Source organism: Streptomyces bobili (assembly GCF_002154575.1).
In the GTDB taxonomy this organism is placed as follows: Bacteria; Actinomycetota; Actinomycetes; order Streptomycetales; family Streptomycetaceae; genus Streptomyces; species Streptomyces bobili.
Genome location: NZ_MUBA01000376.1, coordinates 1 through 6,582 on the forward strand (window position 1 = coordinate 1; position 6,582 = coordinate 6,582).

Genomic DNA, 6,582 nt, shown 5'->3' on the forward strand with positions numbered 1-6,582 from the left:
GACGTACTGGTTGGTGGCGGGGTCGAAGACGTAGCTGCTGCGCAGGCCCTTGTAGCCGACGCTGCCGTCGGGGGCCGCGTAGTCCTTGTTGCCGCCGACGACCAGTACGCGGCCGTCCGGGAGCTGCACGTGCCCGGCGCAGAAGAAGTCCTCGGGCGTCGGGATGGTGGTGTAGCCGCCGGTGACGGGGTCGTACAGCGAGGTCCTGAAGGTGCCCGCCTCGAACATGTCGAGGTCGTTGCCGGAGCCGGCGATGAGCAGGACCTTGCCGTTGTGCAGCAGCACCGAGTGCATGGCCCGCACGGGCATCTCGGAGGCCTGCACGGTCCATTCGCCCTTGCACTCCGGTCCTGTGCCGCCCGTGGCGCAGGGGTCGGGGCCGGCCGGGACGGTGGCGTCCGTCATGGCGTAGTCGTCGGTGGTGAGGGTGCCGACGCCGTAGAGGGCGCCGCCCCAGGTGATCCGGTCGGTGTTGGGCGGGATCACCGGAGTGCGGACCTCGGTGCGGGACCAGCCGGCCGACTGCTCCAGGGTCTTGAGGTCGGTCCAGTAGACCCAGCCCTGGACGGTGTCGTGGCGGAACAGGGTGAAGGCCACGTCCGGTGTGGTGGACCTGTACCAGAACGACAGGTCGTACTGGTGGGCCGGAGTGACCTGCGGGGCGCAGGCGTTCTCCAGCATCATCGTCTTGCGGTCGCCGTCGGCGCGCCGGGTCAGCTCGATCTGGACGGCCCGGCTGCCGGAGTGGGCGTCACCGGTGACGGTGAAGGAGAAGTCGTTGTTCCCCCAGCCCGACTTCTCGAAGCACTGTGGAAACTGGGACGGCCCGTCGAGGATCTCCAGGCCGGGGTTCCTGACCAGATTGGTGGCGGCCTCGGCGGGCTGGGCGCCCAGGGGGCCGAGCCCGAGGGCGGCGGCGAACAGCATGAGGGCGGTGAGCAGCAGACGCGGTGTCCTTCCGGGTGGAAGGGTCCGCCGTCCTGGTTGTCTTCGGGCTCCGTACATGGTGGTTCCCCCCTTGTTCACGCGCCCCCGCGTCACGGGTGGTGCGTCGCTCGCGTCACTCGCGTCACTCGTTGTCGTTGTCGTTCTCGATGCGGAGGATGTCGATCCGGCCGCCGCCCTCACCGAAGGTGGCGACCGGCGTGCCGTGCGCGAACAGGTCCCGCAGGGTGGGGAGATGCTCGCGTTCGCCGCGCAGGGCCGCGGTGGACACGACGTAGTCGATGTCCTTCCAGCCGTGCGGCAGCGTCTTGGTGACCGCCGGGTCCTGGTCGAGCTTGTAGTGCCAGATGACACCGGTGCCCGGCCGGTAGCCGGCGTCGACCGCGTCGAGCCAGAGCACGCCGTCGGTGACGATGCGCACCTGGTCGCGGTCGCCGACGGGCGTCTCGCGCAGCCAGCGGGCGGCGTCCTCGTAGACGCCGTTGTCGTCGGCCCGCATGGCGACGCGGTCCTGCTCGTACCAGTGGGGTGCGACGAACACCGCGGCCAGCGCCACGGCCGCCAGGGCGCCCGCGGTGCGCACCAGCGGCCGGCCGGGCAGCCGGGTCACCAGGGCCTGGGCGAGCCCGGCCACGGTGAGCGCCAGGAACGGCAGGACCTGCACGATGTACATCTGCGGCAGATAGCCGCCGGGGCGCAGCGCGACCAGCGCCAGCACCAGTACGGCGAAGGCGGCCGGCCGCAGTCGGCGTACGGCGAACGCGCAGACGGCCGCGGCGGCGCCGCCGATCAGCAGATACGGGTCCCGGGCCAGCCAGTCGGTGAACAGCTGGTGGGCGTCCGTGCCGTCGGCGAACGCCGATCCGCTGCCCTCGCGCCCGCCGAGCTGGAACTTGAGGGTGCCGAGCAGCGAGACGTGTCCGGCGCCGGGGAACAACTCGCCCTTGAGCAGGGCGTACAGCGGATAGAAGAGGCCGGTGAGGACGAAGCCGGAGCCGAAGCCCGCGTAGGAGAACTTGCGGGTGCTGGGGTGGCTGCCCTGCCAGAGGGTGACCAGGAGCACGGGCAGCAGGACGGCGATGGTCTCCTTGGAGAGCACGGCCATGGCGAACGCCATGCCGGCCGCGGCGTGGTGCCACAGGTGGCGGCGCGGCGACAGTGCGAACGCGAAGGACACCAGCACCCACAGGACGGCGAAGTTGTCCAGGTAGATCTGCCGGTGCAGCACCACGGCGAGCGGTGACAGCGCGTACAGCAGCATCGCCGCGGCGGCCGTGGGGCGGGCCAGGCCGAGGCGCCGGCCGATCACGAAGACGAGGACCATCGAGGCCGCGGCCACCGGCAGCATGGCGATCCGGCCCTGCACGAACGTGGGCAGGTCGGGCAGCAGCCAGTTGGGCAGCCAGGACATGGAGGCGAGCTGCATCCAGCCGACCGGCGGGTGGTCGTACCAGTAGGTGTAGTGCGCGAGTTCGCCGTGCTGCACGGCCCACGCCTGCGCGAGATACGTGCCCTCGTCGTCATTCGGAAATGGGTAATTCCCGATTCCGAGAAGTCGCGCCAGGACCCCGGCGACGAGAATGGGGGCAACCCAGAGATAATCGCGCTGTAACACACTCCCGCGTATGGAGGTGCGATCGGTTACGGAATCATCGGTAACCGGCCGGTAAACGGAAGCCGCCCCTCCGAGACTCTCGGAGGGTTTTGTTTCGGCCTCGTCTCGCACTCGTGTTTTCGGTACGGCAGTCCCCATGCGGAATCCCCCCACCCACTTCTCGGCCTGATGGCAACCCGTGGGTCTCCCCCTCGAAACCCCCCGGAATCAGGCATGCCGGAGCATCATGGCACACGTCTGGGTGCCAGATAAGCAGAACATGTGATTCCGCTTGGGGCGGGGATCATCACCCCGAGACCACATTGCGGTGGAAATGCCAACCTGCTAGCTTTCGGCCAAGGTTTGCTCGTGGCCCTGATCGATCATGTGCGAAAACCCCGGAGTATCGGGGTGGGAATCCGGCTGGGAACCGGCCCGTCGCCAAGGGCCTTCAAAGATCACGAGCAGAGGAAACACCGTCCGCCGGGGGGCCGCAGACGGACGGGTCCATTCCGCGGAACACCGAGTTGCACCGAGTTGGAACGACACACGTTCAAACAAGGATGACCAAGAAAGACCGAGGGGGGAATTCGTGGTCTCCGCCATTCTGTTCATCGATTCGATCATCCTCATGGCCGCCGCCGGCGTGACCCTGTGGTGGATGCTCCATGCCTGGCGCACCCCGGAGACACTGGAGTCGACGGCCTTCGCCAAGCCCGACGGCAGGGCCGACCTGTCCTTCTCACTGCTGGTCCCGGCCCGCCACGAAGAGGCCGTCCTGCGGCACACGGTCGAGCAGATGCTGCGCATCGACCACCCGGACTTCGAGATCCTGCTGATCGTCGGCCACGACGACCCCGGCACCGCCGCCATCGCCCACGAACTCTCCGCCGAGCACCCCGACAAGGTGCGCACGGTCGTCGACACCCACGCCAAGAAGAACAAGCCCCGCGCCCTCAACACCGCGCTGCCGCACGCCCGCGGCGAGGTCGTCGGGGTCTTCGACGCCGAGGACGTCGTCCACCCCGAGCTGCTCAGCCACGTCGACTTCGCCTTCCGGCGCGACGACGCCGACGTCGTCCAGGGCGGCGTCCAGCTGATCAACTACCAGAGCAGCTGGTACAGCCTGCGCAACTGCCTGGAGTACTTCTTCTGGTTCCGCAGCCGGCTGCACCTGCACGCCCGCAAGGGGTTCATCCCGCTCGGCGGCAACACCGTCTTCGTCCGGTCCGCACTGCTGCGGGACACCGGCGGCTGGGACGGCGACTGCCTCGCCGAGGACTGCGACCTCGGCGTCCGGCTGTCCAGCGGCGGCGCCAAGGTCGTCGTCGCCTACCACTCCGCGCTGGTCACCCGCGAGGAGACGCCCGACTCCATCAAGGCGCTCTACAAGCAGCGCACCCGCTGGAACCAGGGCTTCCTCCAGGTCCTGCGCAAGGGCGAATGGCGCCAACTGCCCGGATTCGGCCAGCGGATGCTCGCCCGCTACACCCTCAGCACCCCGTTCGTGCAGGCCGCGACCGGCGTGATGATCCCGCTCGGACTCCTCTTCGCCGTCGTCGGCGGAGTCCCGCTGCCCTTCTCCATGTTCGCCTGGCTGCCCATGCTGCCGATGGTCGCCATGATCGTCTTCGAGGCGGTCGCCCTGCACGACTTCGGCCGCGAGTACGGCTTCCGCATCACCTTCGGCCAGTACGCGGGGCTCATCCTCCTCGGCCCCGTCTACGCCGTCATCCTCGCGGGCGCAGCGCTGCGCGCCGTGTGGCGCGAGTACACCGGGCGCCGCGACTGGGAGCTGACCTCCCATGTCGGCGCGCACCTCCCCGTCCACACCCCGCAGCCCCAGGAGGCACGGTGACGGCCCTGCCCGCCGACGTGTCCATCGTCGTCCCCACCTTCAACGAGGCCGACAACATCCACGAGTTGCTCGCCCGCATCGGTGCCGCGATCCCCGCCGGGACCCGCGCGGAGGTCGTCTTCGCCGACGACTCCACCGACCGCACCTGCGAGGTCATCGAGGAGGCGGCCCTGAGCAGCGCCGTCCCCGTCGTCCTGCACCACCGGCCCGTCCCCGAGGGCGGCCTCGGCGGCGCCGTCGTCGAGGGCATCGCCCGCGCCACGGCCCCCTGGATCGTCGTCATCGACGCCGACCTCCAGCACCCGCCCGAACTCATCCCGCAACTCCTCGCCCGCGGCGCGGCCACCGGCGCCGAACTCGTCGTGGCCAGCCGGTACACGGCCGGCGGCGACCGCGCAGGCCTGGACGGCGGCTACCGCAAACTCGTCTCCAGCTCCTCCACACTCCTCACCAAGTCCCTCTTCCCCCGCGCCCTCAGCGGCCTCACCGACCCGATGAGCGGCTTCTTCGCGATCCGCCGCACAGCGGTCGACCGCGCCTCGGCGCAGGACGAGGGTCTGCAGCCCCTCGGCTACAAGATCCTCCTCGAACTGGCGGTACGGTGCCGTCCGCGCGGCATCGCCGAGGTGCCGTACGCCTTCGGGGAACGGCACGCCGGCGAGTCCAAGTCGACGGCCCGCGAGGGCATGCGCTTCCTGCGCCACCTCATCACCCTGCGCACCGCCGACCCCCGCGCCCGCGCGATCGTCTTCGGCCTCATCGGCCTGTCCGGGTTCGTCCCCAACCTGGCCCTGCTCTGGCTGCTCACCGACCAGGCACCCGGCCTGCACTACGCCCCGGCGGAGATCATCGCCAACCAGGCGGGGCTCCTCTGGAACTTCGCCCTGATCGATTCCCTCGTCTACCGCAACCAGCGGCGCCACCACCGGCGCAGCGTCCGGCTCCTGACGTTCGCCGCCGTCGGCAACATCGACCTGGTCGCCCGCATCCCGCTCGCCGCGCTGCTGATCGGCGCGGCGGGCATGACCGCCCTGCCGGCGACGGCACTCGCCATGGCCATCGTCTTCACGGCCCGCTTCCTGGTCGTCGACCGCTGGCTCTACCGCCGCCTGCACACCAGCCTCCCGGCCCTGCCCCGGGTCACACCCGAACCGGAACCGGTTCCGGACGCCCTGGGCTGACGGACAGCACCGGACGAGGGGCCCGACCTGGTCGACGACCGGGGCGGGCCCCTTCGGCGTGCGGGGGCCGGAGGGGCCCGACCTGGTCGACGACCGGGGCGGGCCCCTTCGGCGTGCGGGGGCCTTCCGCGGGCCACGCCCTTCGGCTTGGGAGGCGCCGCCCACCCGTTCCGTGACGCCTGCATGCGGCACGTATCCTGAACCGTTCACTGCACGGGGGTACGGGGGAAGAGGAGCGCGTTCGTGGAGTTCCGGCTGCTCGGAACAGTCGCCGTGGCCACCGGGAGCGGCGAGCTGCCGCTCGGCCCGACCAAGCGGCGCAGTCTGCTCGCCGCCCTGCTGCTGCGCCCCAACACCGCGGTACCGCTGGGCCAGTTGATCGACGCGGTCTGGCCCGACGACCCGCCCGCCCGCGCCCGCACCGTCGCCCAGGGCCACATCTCGCGGCTGCGGGCCCTGCTCGCGCAGGGCGGCGCCGAGGACTACGGCGTCCACCTGGTGACGCGCGGTCACGCCTACGTGCTGGAGATGCCGGAGTCGCTGCTCGACGCCCACCGCTTCGAGGAACTCGTCCGGCTGGCCCGCGACCAGCGCGACGCCGGCGACGCGGCCGGGATGCTCCGGGAGGCGCTGTCCCTGTGGCGCGGACCCGCGCTCGTCGGGGTCGCCACCAACGGCCCCCTACGGGTGGCCGCGCACGGCCTGGAGGAGGCCCGCCTCTCCGCCGTCGAACAACTCGCCCTGCGCTACGGCGAGTCCGGCGACCATCCGAAGGCGGCGGCGGTCCTGCACGCCGAGTCGGACGCCCACCCCATGCGGGAGTCGCTGGCCGCCGCCCTGATGCGGGCGCTGTACCGCGCGGGCCGCCAGTCCGACGCCCTCGACCACTACCACCGCACCCGCACCCTGCTCGCCGACGAACTGGGCGTGGACCCCGGCCGGGCCCTGCGGGAGGCGTACACGGAGATCCTCACGGGCGACGGCGGCCGGGGTCCACGCCCAGT

The 6,582-nt window shown here is 70.8% G+C and carries 5 protein-coding genes; 3 read left to right on the plus strand and 2 right to left on the minus strand.

The window, feature by feature from the left end; genetic code table 11:
- Together BZL64_RS27075 and BZL64_RS27080 are read right to left on the minus strand one after the other, a co-directional pair.
- The coding region (locus BZL64_RS27075; RefSeq protein ID WP_483025110.1) for a Kelch repeat-containing protein at nucleotides 1–1,005 on the minus strand (1,005 nt) is incomplete at its 3' end.
- A 64-nt stretch (nucleotides 1,006–1,069) separates the two neighbouring features.
- Nucleotides 1,070–2,431 (minus strand): glycosyltransferase family 39 protein, encoded by a 1,362-nt coding sequence (locus tag BZL64_RS27080; protein WP_244205509.1) that lies wholly within the window; start codon nucleotides 2,429–2,431, stop codon nucleotides 1,070–1,072.
- Between the two features lie 739 nt (nucleotides 2,432–3,170).
- On the opposite strand from BZL64_RS27080, the gene BZL64_RS27085 reads away from it, so the two are divergent.
- The 3 genes from BZL64_RS27085 to BZL64_RS27095 all read left to right on the plus strand — a co-directional run.
- Nucleotides 3,171–4,397, plus strand: coding sequence for a glycosyltransferase (locus tag BZL64_RS27085; RefSeq protein WP_086771804.1), 1,227 nt, complete (start codon nucleotides 3,171–3,173; stop codon nucleotides 4,395–4,397).
- Nucleotides 4,394–5,578 carry a glycosyltransferase gene (locus BZL64_RS27090; RefSeq protein ID WP_086771803.1) on the plus strand — a complete coding sequence of 395 codons (1,185 nt, stop codon included), beginning with the start codon at nucleotides 4,394–4,396 and terminating at the stop codon, nucleotides 5,576–5,578. Before BZL64_RS27085 ends, BZL64_RS27090 begins: the two co-directional genes overlap by 4 nt.
- A 243-nt stretch (nucleotides 5,579–5,821) precedes the next feature.
- A partial coding sequence (locus BZL64_RS27095) for an AfsR/SARP family transcriptional regulator (protein ID WP_143663323.1) occupies nucleotides 5,822–6,582 on the plus strand: 761 nt, incomplete at its 3' end.

What these genes read in the sequence shown, in the direction of transcription:
- BZL64_RS27085 (WP_086771804.1), top strand. Translation starts at nt 3,171, where the DNA reads ATGGCCGCCGCCGGCGTGACCCTGTGGTGGATGCTCCATGCCTGGCGC.